Origin of the sequence: Streptomyces sp. NPDC102467, assembly GCF_044765445.1 — a bacterium.
In the GTDB taxonomy this organism is placed as follows: domain Bacteria; phylum Actinomycetota; class Actinomycetes; order Streptomycetales; family Streptomycetaceae; genus Streptomyces.
Genome location: NZ_JBIWKA010000007.1, coordinates 180,505 through 196,360 on the forward strand (window position 1 = coordinate 180,505; position 15,856 = coordinate 196,360).

At 72.7% G+C, this 15,856-nt stretch carries 16 protein-coding genes; 10 read left to right on the forward strand and 6 right to left on the reverse strand.

Annotated elements, in window-relative coordinates:
- The first annotated feature begins 14 nt into the window (after positions 1-14).
- The 10 genes from ACIREE_RS16200 to lgt all read left to right on the forward strand — a co-directional run bounded on the left by ACIREE_RS16200 (position 15) and on the right by lgt (position 8,380).
- The gene (locus ACIREE_RS16200) at positions 15-1,511 is read left to right on the forward strand and encodes an anthranilate synthase component I (protein ID WP_404151583.1); all 1,497 of its coding nucleotides are present in this window, start codon (positions 15-17) and stop codon (positions 1,509-1,511) included.
- Positions 1,512-1,582: 71 nt separating this feature from the next.
- Positions 1,583-2,233 carry a TIGR02234 family membrane protein gene (locus ACIREE_RS16205; RefSeq protein WP_404151586.1) on the forward strand — a complete coding sequence of 217 codons (651 nt, stop codon included), beginning with the start codon at positions 1,583-1,585 and terminating at the stop codon, positions 2,231-2,233.
- A 129-nt stretch (positions 2,234-2,362) separates the two neighbouring features.
- On the forward strand, positions 2,363-2,614 hold the full coding sequence (locus tag ACIREE_RS16210) for an HGxxPAAW family protein (RefSeq protein WP_404151589.1): 252 nt from the start codon (positions 2,363-2,365) through the stop codon (positions 2,612-2,614).
- A 104-nt stretch (positions 2,615-2,718) separates the two neighbouring features.
- On the forward strand, positions 2,719-3,165 hold the full coding sequence (locus tag ACIREE_RS16215; protein WP_404151592.1) for a DUF2752 domain-containing protein: 447 nt from the start codon (positions 2,719-2,721) through the stop codon (positions 3,163-3,165).
- Between the two features lie 130 nt (positions 3,166-3,295).
- Positions 3,296-4,105 carry an indole-3-glycerol phosphate synthase TrpC gene (gene trpC, locus ACIREE_RS16220; protein ID WP_404151594.1) on the forward strand — a complete coding sequence of 270 codons (810 nt, stop codon included), beginning with the start codon at positions 3,296-3,298 and terminating at the stop codon, positions 4,103-4,105.
- Between the two features lie 8 nt (positions 4,106-4,113).
- Positions 4,114-4,260 (forward strand): tryptophan biosynthesis modulator TrpM, encoded by a 147-nt coding sequence (trpM, locus tag ACIREE_RS16225; protein WP_404151597.1) that lies wholly within the window; start codon positions 4,114-4,116, stop codon positions 4,258-4,260.
- Between the two features lie 107 nt (positions 4,261-4,367).
- A complete protein-coding gene (gene trpB / locus ACIREE_RS16230) occupies positions 4,368-5,657 on the forward strand; it encodes a tryptophan synthase subunit beta (RefSeq protein WP_404151600.1) in 1,290 nt (429 codons plus the stop codon).
- On the forward strand, positions 5,654-6,469 hold the full coding sequence (gene trpA / locus ACIREE_RS16235; RefSeq protein ID WP_404151603.1) for a tryptophan synthase subunit alpha: 816 nt from the start codon (positions 5,654-5,656) through the stop codon (positions 6,467-6,469). The genes trpB and trpA overlap by 4 nt, the downstream gene beginning before the upstream one ends.
- Before the next feature lie 83 nt (positions 6,470-6,552).
- Positions 6,553-7,326 carry a DsbA family protein gene (locus tag ACIREE_RS16240; RefSeq protein WP_404151605.1) on the forward strand — a complete coding sequence of 258 codons (774 nt, stop codon included), beginning with the start codon at positions 6,553-6,555 and terminating at the stop codon, positions 7,324-7,326.
- 100 nt (positions 7,327-7,426) lie between these two features.
- A complete protein-coding gene (gene lgt, locus ACIREE_RS16245) occupies positions 7,427-8,380 on the forward strand; it encodes a prolipoprotein diacylglyceryl transferase (protein ID WP_404151608.1) in 954 nt (317 codons plus the stop codon).
- Positions 8,381-8,439: 59 nt separating this feature from the next.
- Here the strand turns inward: lgt and ACIREE_RS16250 are convergent, their stop codons facing one another.
- The 6 genes from ACIREE_RS16250 to ACIREE_RS16275 form a co-directional block, all read right to left on the reverse strand.
- Entirely contained in the window at positions 8,440-9,279 is an 840-nt protein-coding gene (locus ACIREE_RS16250; protein ID WP_404151610.1) for an HpcH/HpaI aldolase/citrate lyase family protein, read from the reverse strand.
- 5 nt (positions 9,280-9,284) lie between these two features.
- The gene (locus tag ACIREE_RS16255; protein ID WP_404151613.1) at positions 9,285-10,496 is read right to left on the reverse strand and encodes a CaiB/BaiF CoA transferase family protein; all 1,212 of its coding nucleotides are present in this window, start codon (positions 10,494-10,496) and stop codon (positions 9,285-9,287) included.
- Positions 10,493-11,878, reverse strand: a complete 1,386-nt coding sequence (locus ACIREE_RS16260; RefSeq protein ID WP_404151616.1) for an ADP-ribosylglycohydrolase family protein — start codon at positions 11,876-11,878, stop codon at positions 10,493-10,495. Before ACIREE_RS16260 ends, ACIREE_RS16255 begins: the two co-directional genes overlap by 4 nt.
- Positions 11,879-11,885: 7 nt before the next feature.
- A complete protein-coding gene (locus ACIREE_RS16265) occupies positions 11,886-13,052 on the reverse strand; it encodes an ADP-ribosylglycohydrolase family protein (protein ID WP_404151619.1) in 1,167 nt (388 codons plus the stop codon).
- Complete coding sequence (locus ACIREE_RS16270) at positions 13,049-14,251, reverse strand: ADP-ribosylglycohydrolase family protein (protein WP_404151622.1); 1,203 nt, start codon at positions 14,249-14,251, stop codon at positions 13,049-13,051. The genes ACIREE_RS16265 and ACIREE_RS16270 overlap by 4 nt, the downstream gene beginning before the upstream one ends.
- 481 nt (positions 14,252-14,732) lie before the next feature.
- Positions 14,733-15,833: an ADP-ribosylglycohydrolase family protein gene (locus ACIREE_RS16275; protein WP_404151625.1), complete on the reverse strand. Its 1,101-nt coding sequence runs from the start codon at positions 15,831-15,833 to the stop codon at positions 14,733-14,735.
- Positions 15,834-15,856 lie beyond the last annotated feature (23 nt).

Sequence of the window (15,856 nt, forward strand, 5' to 3'; positions counted from 1 at the left end):
CCTAAGCTCCTCCCATGGATCTCGAGACCTTCCGCAAGCTCGCGACCGACCGCCGAGTGATCCCCGTCAGCCGCAAGCTCCTCGCGGACGGCGACACACCCGTCGGTCTCTATCGCAAGCTCGCCGCCGAGCGGCCCGGCACGTTCCTCCTGGAGTCCGCGGAGAACGGGCGGTCCTGGTCCAGATACTCGTTCGTCGGCGTGCACTCGGCCGGCACCCTGACCGCGCGCGACGGCCAGGCCCACTGGCTGGGCACCCCGCCGGTCGGCGTCCCCGTCGACGGCGACCCCCTCGTCGCCCTGCGCGCCACCATCGAGGCACTGCACACCCCGCGCTACGAGGGGCTCCCGCCGTTCACCGGCGGCATGGTCGGCTACCTCGGCTACGACATCGTGCGCCGGCTCGAGAAGATCGGCCCCGGCGAGCGGGACGACCTGAACCTGCCCGAGCTGACGATGCTGCTCACCAGCGACCTCGCCGTGCTCGACCACTGGGACGGATCCGTCCTGCTCATCGCCAACGCGATCAACCACAACGACCTCGACACAGGCGTCGACGAGGCCTACGCCGACGCCGTGGCCCGGCTCGACGCCATGGAGGCCGACCTCGGCAAACCGGTGGACAGCGCCCCGGCCGCGCTCCCGCCCTCCGAGCTCCCCGACTTCACGGCGCTGTGGGGCGGCGAGCAGTACAGGGACGCCGTCGACGACATCAAGGAGCGGATCCGGGCGGGCGAGGCCTTCCAGGTCGTGCCCTCGCAGCGGTTCGAAACCCCTTGTACGGCAAGCGCGTTGGACGTGTACCGCGTCCTGCGGGCCACCAACCCGTCCCCGTACATGTACCTCTTCCGCTTCGACGGCTTCGACGTCGTCGGCTCCTCCCCCGAGGCCCTCGTCAAGGTCGAGGAGGGCCGCGCCATGGTCCACCCCATCGCCGGGACCCGGCCGCGCGGCGCCACCCCGCAGGCCGACCAGGCGCTCGCCGAGGAACTGCTCGCCGACCCCAAGGAGCGCGCCGAGCACCTCATGCTCGTCGACCTCGGGCGCAACGACCTCGGCCGGGTCTGCGAGCCCGGCTCCGTCGAGGTCGTCGACTTCATGTCCGTCGAGAAGTACTCGCACGTCATGCACATCGTCTCCACCGTGACCGGCCAGGTCGCCGGGGACCGCACCGCCTTCGACGTCCTCACCGCCTGCTTCCCGGCCGGCACCCTCTCCGGCGCCCCCAAGCCCCGCGCGATGCAGATCATCGACGAACTGGAGCCGTCCAGGCGCGGCCTGTACGGCGGCTGCGTCGGCTACCTCGACTTCGCGGGCGACTCCGACACGGCCATCGCCATCCGCACCGCACTGCTGCGGGGCGGCACGGCATACGTCCAGGCCGGTGCGGGTGTCGTCGCCGACTCGGACCCGGTCGCCGAGGACACCGAGTGCCGCAACAAGGCCGCCGCCGTACTGCGCGCCGTGCACACGGCGAACCGCCTCGGCGCCGCCGGCAGCGGGGCGAAGTGACCCGGACCACGGTGTGAAGTGACCCACGCCTCCCGCCTTAGGGGCGCACACACCTGTACGGACAGGCGATAGTGGAGTACGTGACTGCCGTACCGCACCCCCGAACCGAAGCCGCCGAGACCGCCGGACCGAGCAAGAACGGCCGGCGCAGTCTCGGCGTCGCCCTGCTCTTCGGTGCCGCGGGCGCCGCGGTGGCGCTGCTCGCGTCGAGGCAGGAGTGGTGCTCCGGCGTCGCCGCCGTCGCGGGCGGCAAGCTGCCGCTGACCGCCAAGGGCAGCGACGTCACCGGAGTCCCCGCGTCCCTCGCCATCGTGGGGCTGGCCGCCCTCGTCGCCGTGTTCGCGGTGCGCCGGGCGGGCCGCGTCCTGGTCGCCGCGCTGCTCGCGCTCAGCGGCGCGGGCGCCGTCGCCGCGGCCATGCTCGGCGCCGACGACAGCGCCGCACTCGACGAGAAGGCCGCCTCGGCCTCCGGCGACGCGTCGTCCACCATCGACGCCCTCAGCCACACCGCCTGGCCCTACGTCGCGGCCGGCGGCGGCGCCCTCCTGCTGATCGCCGGAATCCTCGCCGTGGTCTACGGCGCGGCCTGGCCCTCCATGGGCGGCCGTTACGAGCGCGACGGCGCGCCCCGCGCCCGCAGGCAGAAGGCCGTCGACCCGGAGCGCCCCGAGGAACTGTGGAAGGCCCTCGACCGCGGCGAGGACCCGACGGGCACCGCCTGACCCCGGTTTCGTTCCGTACGCGCGCGTGCGGGACAATGGACCCGCACAACTCTTGAACGCGGTACGCCCTCTCGCCCCGAGCGAGGACCGGGTGCGGCCGCACAGGCCATAAGCAACGAGGAGCAAGCCATGGCGGACAGCAGCCACGGACACACCCCGGCCGCCTGGACCGGTGTCATCATCGCCTTCATCGGCTTCATCGTCGCGGGCGCCTTCATGGTGATGGTGCAGCCGGTCGGCTTCTGGGTCGGCATGGCGCTGCTGGTGCTCGCCCCGATCGTCGGCGGCGCGATGAGCGCGGCCGGCCTCGGCAAGCCCCGGCGCGCCGAGCTGAAGCTGCCCGCCAAGACGGCCGGGCACACCGCCGCCTCGGAGGCCTGACACCTTCTCGGTACGTGACAGGGGCGGGGCGGCGAGAGAATCGCCGCCCCGCCCCTTCGCGCGTCCGAGGGGCGGAGCGCGGGGCACCGGGGGAGAATCCACGGGTGACCGTCGACCCGACCCACACCGCCCCCGCCGCCGACACCGCCCGCTCCGGGCTGTTGCGCCGTACCGCCGTCCCGCTGGGGATCCTCGGCGGCGTCGCCGCGGCCTTCGTCTACGTCGGCGCGGTCGACCCGAACGAGGCGGGCCACTATCCCGCCTGCCCGCTCCTGCGGACCACCGGCGTCTACTGCCCCGGCTGCGGCGGACTGCGCAGCGCCCACGCATTCGTGCACGGCGACCTGAGCGGCGCGCTGGGCGCCAATGCCCTGGCCGTGGCCGGCTACGCGCTGTTCGCGGTCGTGTGGGCCGTGTGGGCGATCCGGGCGGCCCGCGGGCGGCCGCTCGGCCTCGGTCTCGGACGGGTGCACCTCTGGGCGCTCGGCGCGGTCGTGCTGGCCTTCACCGTTGTCCGGAACCTGCCCATGGGTGGCTTCCTACGCCCTTGATCATCGACGTTTGTCCAGGTAGTGGGACCGCGGTCAACCGGATGCGGAGCCTTCGCCCTCCTCCGGATACCATCACAGTGACCACTCGGTTGCTCAGGGAACCGAACCGCAAGAAGGGAAGTCCGCCCGCGTGAGTGTGCTCGACGAGATCATCGACGGAGTCCGTGCCGATCTGGCGGAACGGCAGGCGCGGGTCAGCCTCGACGAGCTCAAGGAGCGCGCGGCGAAGGCTCCCGCGGCCAAGGACGGGGTCGCCGCCCTGCGCGGCGACGGCGTCAAGGTCATCTGCGAGGTCAAGCGGTCCAGCCCCTCCAAGGGCGCGCTGGCCGCGATCGCCGACCCGGCCGCCCTCGCCGCCGACTACGAGGCGGGCGGCGCGGCCGTCATCTCCGTCCTCACCGAGCAGCGGCGCTTCGGCGGCTCCCTCGCCGACCTCGAAGCGGTCCGCGCCAAGGTGGACATCCCGGTCCTGCGCAAGGACTTCATCGTCACCTCGTACCAGCTGTGGGAGGCCCGCGCGTACGGCGCCGACCTCGCCCTGCTGATCGTGGCCGCCCTGGACCAGCCCGCTCTGGAGTCCCTCATCGAGCGCGCCGAGTCCATCGGTCTCACGCCGCTCGTCGAGGCGCACGACGAGGACGAGGTGGAGCGGGCCGTCGACGCCGGGGCCAAGATCATCGGTGTCAACACCCGCAACCTCAAGGACCTCTCGGTCGACCGCGGCGTCTTCGAGCGCGTCGCCCCGGACATCCCGGACCACATCGTCAAGGTCGCCGAGTCCGGCGTGCGCGGCCCGCACGACCTCATCGCGTACGCCAACGCCGGCGCGGACGCCGTCCTCGTGGGCGAGTCCCTGGTGACCGGCCGCGACCCCCGCTCGGCCGTCTCCGACCTGGTCGCCGCCGGCGCGCACCCCGCGCTGCGGCACGGACGGGGCTGACCCGAACGATGCCGATCTCCGCCCGTCTCGCCCCCGGTTGCCGCCCGCGCGGCTGCCGGGCGCCTGCGCGGCGTGTGCGGGGACGCCGGGTCCGCTACCACATCGGCGCGGAGCCGGGTCAGATCAACGGCATGCGATGGCGAGCGCCCCGTTAGGGGCGCGGGGAACGGCACGAGCGACCACGAACGGCTCGCAGTCACGTAACTACCCAAGCCCCCACGGCGATTACTTCTTTCAACCGATCCCACCGTGAGGCTCACGCATGCCCAGCGAGTACTTCATTCCTGACCCCGAGGGTCACATCCCCAGCGCCGAGGGCTATTTCGGCGCGTTCGGCGGCAAGTTCATCCCGGAGGCGCTCGTCGCCGCCGTCGACGAGGTCGCCGTCGAGTACGAGAAGGCCAAGAACGACCCCGAGTTCGCCCGCGAGCTCGACGACCTCCTCGTGAACTACACCGGCCGCCCCAGCAGCCTCACCGAGGTGCCCCGGTTCGCCGAGCACGCCGGCGGCGCCCGGGTCTTCCTCAAGCGCGAGGACCTGAACCACACCGGCTCGCACAAGATCAACAACGTGCTCGGCCAGGCCCTGCTCACCAAGCGCATGGGCAAGACCCGCGTCATCGCCGAGACCGGCGCGGGCCAGCACGGCGTCGCGACGGCCACCGCCTGCGCGCTGTTCGGCCTCGAATGCACCATCTACATGGGCGAGATCGACACCGAGCGCCAGGCCCTGAACGTGGCCCGCATGCGCATGCTCGGCGCCGAGGTCATCGCCGTGAAGTCCGGCAGCCGCACCCTCAAGGACGCCATCAACGAGGCGTTCCGCGACTGGGTCGCCAACGTCGACCGCACGCACTACCTGTTCGGCACGGTCGCGGGACCGCACCCGTTCCCGGCGATGGTCCGCGACTTCCACCGCGTCATCGGCGTAGAGGCACGCCGCCAGATCCTGGAGCGGGCCGGACGGCTGCCCGACGCGGCGATCGCCTGCGTCGGCGGCGGCTCCAACGCCATCGGCCTCTTCCACGCCTTCATCCCGGACGCGGACGTCCGCCTCGTCGGCTGCGAGCCCGCGGGCCACGGCATCGAGACGGGCGAGCACGCGGCGACCCTGACCGCGGGCGAGCCGGGCATCCTGCACGGCTCCCGCTCCTACGTCCTCCAGGACGAGGAGGGCCAGATCACCGAGCCGTACTCGATCTCGGCCGGTCTGGACTACCCGGGCATCGGCCCCGAGCACGCCTTCCTCAAGGACAGCGGCCGCGGCGAGTACCGCGCCGTGACCGACGACGCCGCGATGCAGGCCCTGCGCCTGCTGTCGCGCACCGAAGGCATCATCCCGGCCATCGAGTCCGCGCACGCCCTCGCGGGCGCCCTCGAGGTCGGCAAGGAGCTCGGCAAGGACGGGCTGATCATCATCAACCTGTCCGGGCGCGGCGACAAGGACATGGACACCGCCGCCCGGTACTTCGGCCTGTACGAAGAGGGCGCCGACGCCGAGGTCGCGGCCGACGCCGCCGACACCGCCGAGATCGAGGGGGACGCGAAGTGAGCGGGAACATCCAACTGCTGTCCGACACCCTGGCCGCGGCCAGGGCCGAGGGCCGCGCCGCCCTCATCGCCTACCTGCCCGCCGGGTTCCCGACGGTCGACGGCGGCATCGAGGCCGTCAAGGCCGCCTTCGACGGCGGCGCCGACGTGGTCGAGGTGGGGCTGCCGCACTCCGACCCGGTGCTCGACGGGCCGGTCATCCAGACCGCCGACGACATCGCGCTGCGCGGCGGCCTGAAGATCAAGGACGTCATGCGGACCGTCCGCGAGGCGCACGAGGCCACCGGCAAGCCGGTCCTCGTCATGACGTACTGGAACCCGATCTACATCTACGGCGTCGAGCGGTTCACCACCGAACTCGCCGAGGCGGGCGGCGCCGGCTGCATCCTGCCCGACCTGCCCGTACAGGAGTCGGCGAGCTGGCGCGAGCACGCGGAGAAGCACGGTCTCGGGACCGTCTTCGTCGTCGCGCCCAGCAGCAAGGACGAGCGGCTCGCCACGATCACGGCGGCCGGTTCGGGCTTCGTCTACGCGGCCTCGCTGATGGGTGTCACCGGCACCCGCGAGTCCGTCGGCAACCAGGCCCAGGACCTCGTGCGCCGCACCAAGGCCACCACCGACCTGCCGGTCTGTGTCGGCCTCGGCGTCTCCGACGCCAAGCAGGCCAAGGAGGTCGCCACCTTCGCCGACGGCGTCATCGTCGGCTCGGCGTTCGTCAAGCGGATGCTGGACGCCGACGACGCCGCCGCGGGCCTCGCGGCGGTCCGGGAGCTCGCCGCCGAACTCGCGGCGGGCGTACGGGGCAACGCTTAGTCGCATTATGCGGCGCATCACCCATATGGGTGGAAGTGGGTCGGGGAGGCACGCTCGTGCCTCCCCGGTTCGTTGGCGCAGGTGTGAGCGAGAAGAACCGTGAGGGAAAGCGCGCGGCCCGTGACCGGCTGGCCGGAGAGCGCGAGAAGCAGAGAGCCGCGGAGAAGCGGCGCCGAACGTTGATCGTGGGCGCCGCCGTCGTCTGCGTGCTCGGCCTGGCCGCCGTGATCGGGGTGGTCGCCGCGAATTCCGGCGACGACAGCTCCGGCTCCACGTCCGGCTCCGCGGCCGCGCCGAAGGGAGCCTCGGGCAAGGACGATCTGGCCGTCCCGGTGGGCAAGGACAGTGCCAAGTCGACGCTCACGGTGTGGGAGGACTTCCGCTGCCCCGCCTGCAAGTCCTTCGAGGACGGATTCCGCTCGACGATCCATGAGCTGACCGACGCCGGACAGCTGAAGGCCGAGTACCACACGGTCACGCTGATCGACTCGAACATGGGCGGCAGCGGATCCCTGCGCGCGGGGAACGCGGCGGCGTGCGCGCAGGACGCGGGCAAGTTCACCGACTACCACGACGTGTTGTACGAGAACCAGCCGAAGGAGACCGAGGACACCTTCGCGGACAACGGCAAGCTGATCGGCCTGGCAGGGAAGGTCGACGGGCTCGTCACCGACTCCTTCAAGTCCTGTGTGAACGACGGCAAGCACGACGGCTGGATCCAGAAGTCCTACAAGGCGTTCCAGGACGCGGGCCACAGCGGCACCCCGACGGTGTTGCTCAACGGCAAGAGCATCATGAACGACCAGAGCATGACCCCGGCGAAGCTCAAGCAGATGGTGCAGGACGCCGACAAGTAGGCGCTGTTCCGGGTCGGCCCTTGTGGCCGGCCCTTGTTATGGAGACGTTGCCGGGCTGCCCCTCGTGTCCGCGGCCCGGCACGGTAGCGTCGACCCTGCCATGGAACTTGCCTATATCCCCAGTCCGTCGCAGGGCGTGGTCCACCTCGGGCCCATCCCACTGCGCGGCTACGCGTTCTGCATCATCATCGGCGTCTTCGTGGCCGTCTGGCTCGGCAACAAGCGCTGGATCGCCCGCGGCGGGCAGGCCGGCACGGTCGCCGACATCGCGGTCTGGGCGGTGCCGTTCGGCCTGGTCGGCGGGCGTCTCTACCACGTGATCACGGACTACGAGCTGTACTTCAGCGAGGGCCGTGACTGGGTGGACGCCTTCAAGATCTGGGAGGGCGGCCTCGGCATCTGGGGCGCCATCGCGCTCGGCGCGGTCGGTGCCTGGATCGGCTGCCGCCGCCGGGGCATCCCGCTCCCTGCCTGGGCCGACGCCCTCGCGCCCGGCATCGCCTTCGCGCAGGCCATCGGCCGCTGGGGCAACTGGTTCAACCAGGAGCTGTACGGCCGGGCGACCGATGTGCCGTGGGCGCTGAAGATCACCTCGAACACGGACGGGCGGGTGCCCGGCACGTACCACCCGACGTTCCTGTACGAGTCCCTGTGGTGCGTCGGCGTCGCGGTGCTCGTCATCTGGGCCGACCGCAAGTTCAAGCTGGGGCACGGGCGGGCGTTCGCGCTGTACGTGGCGTCGTACTGCGTGGGCCGGTTCTGGATCGAGTACATGCGCGTGGACGACGCGCACCACATCCTCGGCCTGCGCCTGAACAACTGGACGGCCCTGTTCGTCTTCGTGCTCGCCGTGGTCTACCTGGTCATCTCGGCGAAGGTGCGGCCGGGGCGCGAGGAGATCGTCGAGCCTGCCGCGGTTGCCTCCGGCGGGGACCCGGATGAGGCTGACTCCAGCGAGGTCGCCTCCAGCGAGGCCGCTTCCAGTGAGGCCGTTGAGCTGGACAAGTCCGCCGATGCCGGCGCCAAGGATGAGGCCGGGGCCAAGAAGATCTGAGCGTTGGCCGCTGTACGTCGATGAGGGCGCCGAACCGGGAGGTTCGGCGCCCTCTGCCGTTAAGCGCCGGACGGGCTCGAGGTGCTGGTCCGCGCCGCCAATGCCAAGGTGCGCCGGGCCCCCGCCACCACCGCCGCATCCACGAAGCGGCCGTCAGGGAGAGCCAGGGCGCCCGCGTCCGTGGCCGCCGCCCGCACGATGTCCTGGGCCGCGGCCACCTCCGCCTCCGTCGGGCGGAACGCCTCCTCGATCACCGGGAGCTGGCGCGGGTGGATCGCGGTGCGGCCGAAGAAGCCGAGCGTGCGGCCCTCCGCGCAGGAACGGGCCAGCCCCTCCGTGTCCCGGATGTCCGGGTGGACGGATTGCGGCGGGGGCGGCAGATGGGCGGCGCGGGCCGCCACCACCGCGCGGCCGCGCACCCAGGCGAGGCCGCCCGCGTCGGTGACGCCGAGGTCGGCGCGTAGATCGGCCTCGCCGAGCGCGATGCCGTGCACAGCGGGGTGGGACGCGATCTCGTAGGCGAGCTCGACCCCGACCGCGGACTCCAACAGGGCGTACAGAGGCGGGACTTCGAGGGCCCAGTCGGCGACCCGGGCCAGCTCGGCCGTGCCGTGCACCTTCGGCAGGCGCAGCGCGTCCAGTCCGGGCAGCGGGGTGAGGCGCCGTACTTCCCGCTCGGCTAGGGGCCCGTCGAGCGCGTTCACCCGGACGTGCACCGGCACCTTGTGCTTGTCGGCGAGCAGCTCCGCGGTCGCGTCGAGCGCGTACGCCTTGCGGTCGGGTGCGACCGCGTCCTCCAGGTCGACCAGGACCACGTCGGCGCCCGAGCCGAGTGCCTTCGCGACGACGTCGGGCCGGTCCCCGGGGACGTACAGCCAGGTCAGGTACAAACTGTTCATGCCGCTCATACCGCACCAGCCTCCCGCAGTGCCGCGATGTCCGCCTCCGACAGGCCGAGGCCGTCGAGGATCTCGTCCGTGTCCGAGCCGTGCGGTCGGCCCGCCCACTTGATGGCGCCCGGCGTCTCGGAGAGGCGGAAGAGAACGTTCTGCATCTTGACCGTGCCGAGCTCCGGGTCGGGCAGCTCGGTGATGGAGTTCAGGGCCTTGTACTGCTCGTCCCGCAGTACATCGCGGACGTCGTAGATCGGGGCGATCGCCGCCTCCGCCTTCTCGAAGGCCGTCACCACCTCGTCGCGGGTGTGGGCCGCGATCCAGCCGCCGACCGCCGCGTCGAGTTCGTCCGCGTGCCCGGCCCGCCCCGAGCCCGTCGCGAACCACTCCTCGTCGATGAACTCGGGCCGGCCGACCAGCCGCATCACCCGCTCCGCGATCGACTGGGCGGAGGTCGACACCGCGACCCACTTCTCGTCGCTGGTGCGGTACGTGTTGCGGGGCGCGTTGTTCGTGGAGCGGTTGCCGGTACGCGGCTGGACGTAGCCGAGCTGGTCGTACCAGGTGGCCTGCGGGCCGAGGATCGCCAGCATCGGCTCGATGATCGCCATGTCGACGACCTGCCCGCGGCCCGTCACGTCCCGGCCGCGCAGCGCCGCCATCACGGCGTACGAGGTGGCGAGCGCGGCGATCGAGTCGGCCAGGCCGAACGGAGGGAGCGTCGGCGGGCCGTCCGGCTGGCCGGTGATCGCGGCGAAACCGCTCATCGCCTCCGCGAGCGTGCCGAATCCGGGGCGGCGGGCGTACGGGCCGAACTGGCCGAAGCCGGTGACGCGGGCCAGGACCAGGCGCGGGTTCGCGGCGCTCAGCTCCTCCCAGCCGAGGTGCCACTTCTCCAGGGTGCCGGGGCGGAAGTTCTCGATGATCACGTCCGACTCGGCGGCCAGCTTGAGGAGGACCTCGCGGCCGCCGGGGGAGGAGAGGTCGAGGGTGAGGTTCCTCTTGTTGCGGCCCAGGTGCTTCCACCACAGGCCGATGCCGTCCTTGGACGGGCCGTGGCCCCGGGACGGGTCCGGCTTGCGGGGATGCTCGATCTTGACGACCTCGGCGCCGAAGTCGCCGAGCATCGTGGCGCAGAGCGGACCCGCGAAGAGGGTGGCCAGGTCGAGGACGCGTAGGCCTTTCAACGGGCCTTCCGTTGTGGGCTCTTGATGGGTCGTCATGCGCCTGCCTCCAGAGTGAGCCTGGCCAGTTCGTCGAAGCCGGTGCCGTCGAATCCGGCGACCGTGGTGGCGAGGCGGTTCTTCAGCGGCGCCGTCCACGTCGCGCCGAGCGCGTCGGGCCGGCCCACGAGCAGGCCCGCGATCGAACCCGCCGTCGCACCGTTGGAGTCGGTGTCCCAACCGCCGGACACCGCACGGCAGATGGAGCCCGCGAAGTCGCCGTCGGCATGAGTGAGCGCCGCGGCCAGCAGGGCCGCGTTGGGCAGGACGTGCACCCAGTGGTGGTCGGCGTAGGCGTGGTGCAGCTCGTCCACGACGGTGTCGAAGTCCGGGTGGGTGCGGGCCAGTTCCATACCGAGCCGGACCGCCCGCGCGTACCGCGAGCCCGGTGGTACCACCGTCAGGCCCGTCGAGAGCGCTTCGTGGATGTCGTGCGAGCCCGGGACAGCCGCGATGACCGCCGCGGTGAACATCGCCCCGTACACGCCGTTCGCCGTGTGCGTGAGCACCGCGTCCCGGTGCGCCTGCTCGGCGGCGCGCGCCGGGTCCCCCGGGTTGGTCCACCCGAAGACGTCCGCGCGGATCTGCGCGCCGATCCACTCCCGGAACGGATTGCGGTGCGAAGCGGTCGCGGGGGGTTCGATGCCGTCGAGGAGGTTGCGGTACGCGATGCGCTCCGCCGTGAAGGTGCGGCCCGCGGGCAGCTCGTCGAGCCACAGCTTCGCCACGTCCTCGGTGGTGAAGCCGGCGCCGTGCCGCTGGAGCAGCAGTAGCTGGAGGAGCGGGTAGTTGAGGTCGTCGTCCTCGGGCATGCCGTCGATGTTCTCGGCCAGCGAGGTCGGTGCGCTGCGGCGGTTCCAGGGGTGGGCGGCGGCGATCTCCGGGTCGAGGCCGATCTCCGTGAACCAGGTGTGGAGCGGCCAGTTGCCGGTGGACTTCGCCACGGCGCGGATGCCTTGGAGGGGCAGCTTCTCGACCGGCTTGCCCAGCAGGCAACCGGCCGCCCGGCCCAGCCATGCCGCATGTAGGGCGTCGTATGTCGCCTGTGTTGTCGGGGGCGTCTGTGCTGTCGGGGGTGCGTGCGGGGGCGTTCTGGGTTGTGGCCAGCTCTCGCAGATTTTTTTGATCTCGGCCAGGTCCGTCGGCTCCGCAGCCACACCGGGGGACCGCAGCGCCGCCAGTTCGTCCAGCAGCTGCCCCGCCAGGTCGCGCAGCGCGGGGTCGCCGGGGGCGGGCGAGGCGCCCGCCCGCTCCGGTGCCAGGTGGCCGCCCGCCGCTGTCCAGCGCCGCTGGATCGCGGACGCGTCGCGGCCGTCCTGCGCCGCCTGGCGCAGTTCGTGGCCGAGCAGGTCCTCGGGCTGTACCCAGGTCAGGCGCAGCATCGCAGCCTCACAGTCCCGCGATCGTCGCGAACGCGGACTCGTGGGCGCGGCGGCGCTCCAGGTCCCGCGTGTGCACCTCGCGGGTGACCCGGGTCAGGGCCGCCGCCGGGCCGTGCAGATCCAGCTTGCTGGCCCGCGCGATCTCGGCGCTCCACTCCTTGGGCACCGCGCCCTCCCCGTACAGCGCACCGACGATCGCGCCGCTCATCGTGGCGATCGAATCGCAGTCCCGGCCGTAGTTGACCGAGCCGAGCACTGTCTGGCGGAAGTCGCCGCGGCCCACCAGCAACATGCCGAGCGCCACGGGGAGTTCCTCGATGGCGTGCAGGCGGGAGGGGCGGCGGGCACCGAGCGACGGCTTGCGGTACTCCGGGCCGACCGTGTCGAAGGGGGTCACTGCCTCGCGCAGGGGGACGAGGGCTTCTTCGAAGTCGTCGTAGCCCGCTGCTACTTCGCAGACCGCCTCGATCGCCGCCTTCGTGCCGTCCTTCGCCAGGGCCAGCGCTTCGTCCACCACGGTGGTGGGTGTCGCGCCCGGCTTGTACGCCGCCGCCACCGCCGCCGCGAAGACCCCCGCCGCCTCACGACCGTACGAACTCTGGTGCGCGCCCGCCACGTCCAGCGCCTCGTTGTACGCCTTCAGCGGGTTGCCCGCGTTGACCGCGCCCACCGGCGCCATGTACATCGCCGCACCGCAGTTGACGATGTTGCCCACGCCCGCCTCGCGCGGGTCGATGTGGCCGTAGTGGATGCGGGCCACGATCCACTTCTCCGCCAGGAAGATGCGCTGGAGCGGGAGGGCCTCCGCCTCCAGCTCCGGGATCCAGCGGGGGGTCGTGATCAGGTCCGGGACCAGGTGGTCCGCCACGGCGTACGCGTCCAGGTGGTCGCGGACCTTCTCGTACACGCGGATCAGCGCGTGCGTCATCAAGGTGTCGTCCGTGACGTGGCCGTCGCCCTTGTGGTACGGGGCGATCGGGCGGGCCGTCTTCCAGTCGTCCTTGTAGAACGGCTCCACGATGCCGCGCACCCGGCCGCCGTGCCGCTCCGCGATCGCCTCCGGCGTCCAGCCCTCGACCGGGCCGCCGAGCGCGTCGCCCACAGCGGCGCCGACGAGGGCGCCCGTGGTGCGGTCCTCCAGGGACGGGGACGGGGTGGTGGGGGCGGTGCTCATGCCGAAGTTCCTTCCGCAGCAGGTGAGTTCAGGGAGTTGAGGGTGAGACCGGTGTGCGTGGCCGCCAGGCGTGCGGCCAGCTCGATGAGGTCCGTGCCCGCCAGGTGGGGGAGCGCGCAGCCCGCGAGCGTGCGGCAGGCGTCGCGCCAGGTACCCGGGAGCGCGTCCGCGCCGCCGATCGCACCGGTGAGCGCGCCGGCCAGGGCGGGGGCCGAGTCCGCCACGCGGGACAGGCAGGCCGTCGTCGGGACCGCTTCGATGACCGCGCCCGCGGCCGCCGTCGCCACGGCCAGGGCGACCGGGACCGTCTCCGCCGCCGCGATGCCGTAGCTGTAGACGTGGTCGACGATCTCGTGCTCCAGGACCGGGACCAGCGCGAACGCGTTGCCGGGCAGGCCCGGCCTGGCCGCTGCCGTGGTGCGGCCCAGCTCCACCGCGCGGTACGCGTTGCGGTGGATCTCGGTGCCCTCCGGAAGCTGGGCGAGCGCCGCCTCCACGCAGGCGTCGACCGACGCGCCGCCGAGGGCCGTCGCCACCGCCGCCGCCATCGCGCGGGCGCCGTGCACGCCGTCGCCGTCCTGGGTGTAACGGGCGTCGAACTCGGCCAGGTCCGCGGCGCGTTCGGGGTCTCCGGGGTGGACGACCGCCAGGACCGCGGCGCGTACGCAGGCCGCGTCGTCGAAGTAGTGCGGGTTGTCGTGGCCGGTCGCCGGCGGCCGGAGTCCGGCGGCGAGGTTGCCGAGGCCCGCCCGGACGGAGATACGGGCGCGCAGCGGGATCTCGGCCGACTCGATCTCGTCGGCCCTGGCCGCCGCCGCGGCGATCTCGTCGGCGAGGGTGTTCCAGGCCAGGGCGAGTGCGGATCGGACGCGGTGGTCAGGGGGGAGGTCGCCGAGGCCATCGCCGTACGCGTCGAGGACGGCGATGGCCGTGAACGCGGCCCATTCGGCGTCGTCGGACGGGCCCAGGCGCAAGGGTTCGGGTGGTTGGTTGAGGGCGATCGGGACGGGCAGCGTCGTGGTGGCGTTCTGCTCCGCGAACGTGTCGAGTTCGCGGGTCAGGCGGCGGGTCCAGTCGGGGAGGCGGGCCGCGCGGTGTCGTCCCGACGGCCAGCCGGCCGCGTCTCCCGCGGCGATGCCGAGCAGGAGGCCCTCGATGCGGGACGTCATGTCCGCCTGGGCGGTCGTCGTGGGCGTCACGGGGTGGCCTCTCGGTCGTGCGGTGGTGTGCGGCCCGGGCGGGCCGCGTTGTGCGTACGGGGGTGGGTGGGGCGGGCGCGGGGTCGCGTTGGGGTGCTGCCGGGTCTGGGCGCGTCTTGCGTACGGGGGTGGGTGGAACGGGCGCGGGGTCGCGTTGGGGTGCTGCCGGGTCTGGGCGCGTCTTGCGTACGGGGGCGGGTGGAGCGGGCGCGGGGCCGCGTTGGGGTGCTGCCGGGTCTGGCAGCGTCTTGCTTACGGGGGTGAGTGGGGCGGTGCCGTGTCGGGGTGCCTCCTCGGCCGGATTGGTCTCCAACCCTGATTGCGCCATGGGCGGTCATCCGGCGCTGAGTTCCCGCGGTGTCCTGCGGGGGCACCCCGACACGTCCCCTCCCGTCGCATTGCGTGCGCGGACCGGTGGGGCGGCCGCGTTTCGGGTGCGCGCCGGTGGGGGCGCCTCCGGTCCGGGCGGTCCCGCGCGGCGTCATGCCACTGCTCCCTCGCGGTCCGGTGGGGGTGGGGTCAGGCGGTCCGCCACGTCGAGGATGTGCTTGCCCGCCATGGAGGGGAGGCAGCTGCCGCGGACCGGGCCGATCGCCTCCGACCAGGGCGCCGGGATCGAGGACTCGCCGCCCAGGGCACCCGCCAGCGCTCCGGCCACCGCCGCCGTCGTGTCCGCGTCGCGGCCCATGTTCACGGCCGTGAGGACGGACTCGCGGAAGTCGCCGCGGGCCACCGCGAACGCCCCGAACGCCAGGCCGACCGCCTCGGGCGCCAGGTCCGTCCACGGGTAGCCGCCGATGACGACGGCCTTGCGCACCGCCCGTTCCATGGACAGCTGCGTGCCGTCGGGGTCGCGGCGGGCCCGGCGCGCCGCCGACACCGCGCGGTGCAGGGAACGGGCCGTCCAGGAGTCGTCGGGGACCACCGAGAGGGCCGCCTGCACGACCGCGTCCGGATTGTGGCTCACCATCGCCGCGGCCACCCCGGCCGCCACCGCCCGGCCGCCGTGGATGCCCTCGCCGTCGTGCGACACCGTGCCGTCGATCGAGACCAGCCGCGCCGCCTCGGCGGGGCGGCCCGCCGCGTAGACACCGAAAGGTGCCGCCCGCATCGCGAGGCCGTCGCTCCACGCGTGCCGGTGCTGCGCCGAGATGGGCGCCGCGAGGCCCCTGCGCAGGTTCTCCAGGGTGCCGCGCTCGCTGAACCCCGCGCCCTTGAACGGTCCCTCGTCCCGGTCCGCGATCCAGGTGTGCCAGGCCGCCTCGACGTCGGCGATGGTGAGCGCCGCGCCGTGCTCGGCGAGCAGCAGACCGGAGAAGATCGCGTACTCGGTGTCGTCCGTCCCCGCCGGGTCGGCGGAGACGAAGCCCTCGATGCGGCCCCAGCGTTCGCGGATCTGGGACGGCTTCATGTTCTCGGCGGGGGCGCCGAGCGCGTCGCCGACCGCGAGGCCGAGGAGCGCCCCTCTGGCCCGGTCCCGCAGGGAGATCATGCCGGGCGGCGGCGGGTGGGGGACCGTGCGCAGCCTGCGGGGTTCCGCGGTGCCGTCCGCGGGAGGATCCGGGTCGACGCTGACGCTCATGGTGTGTTCGTGCTCTTTTCTGG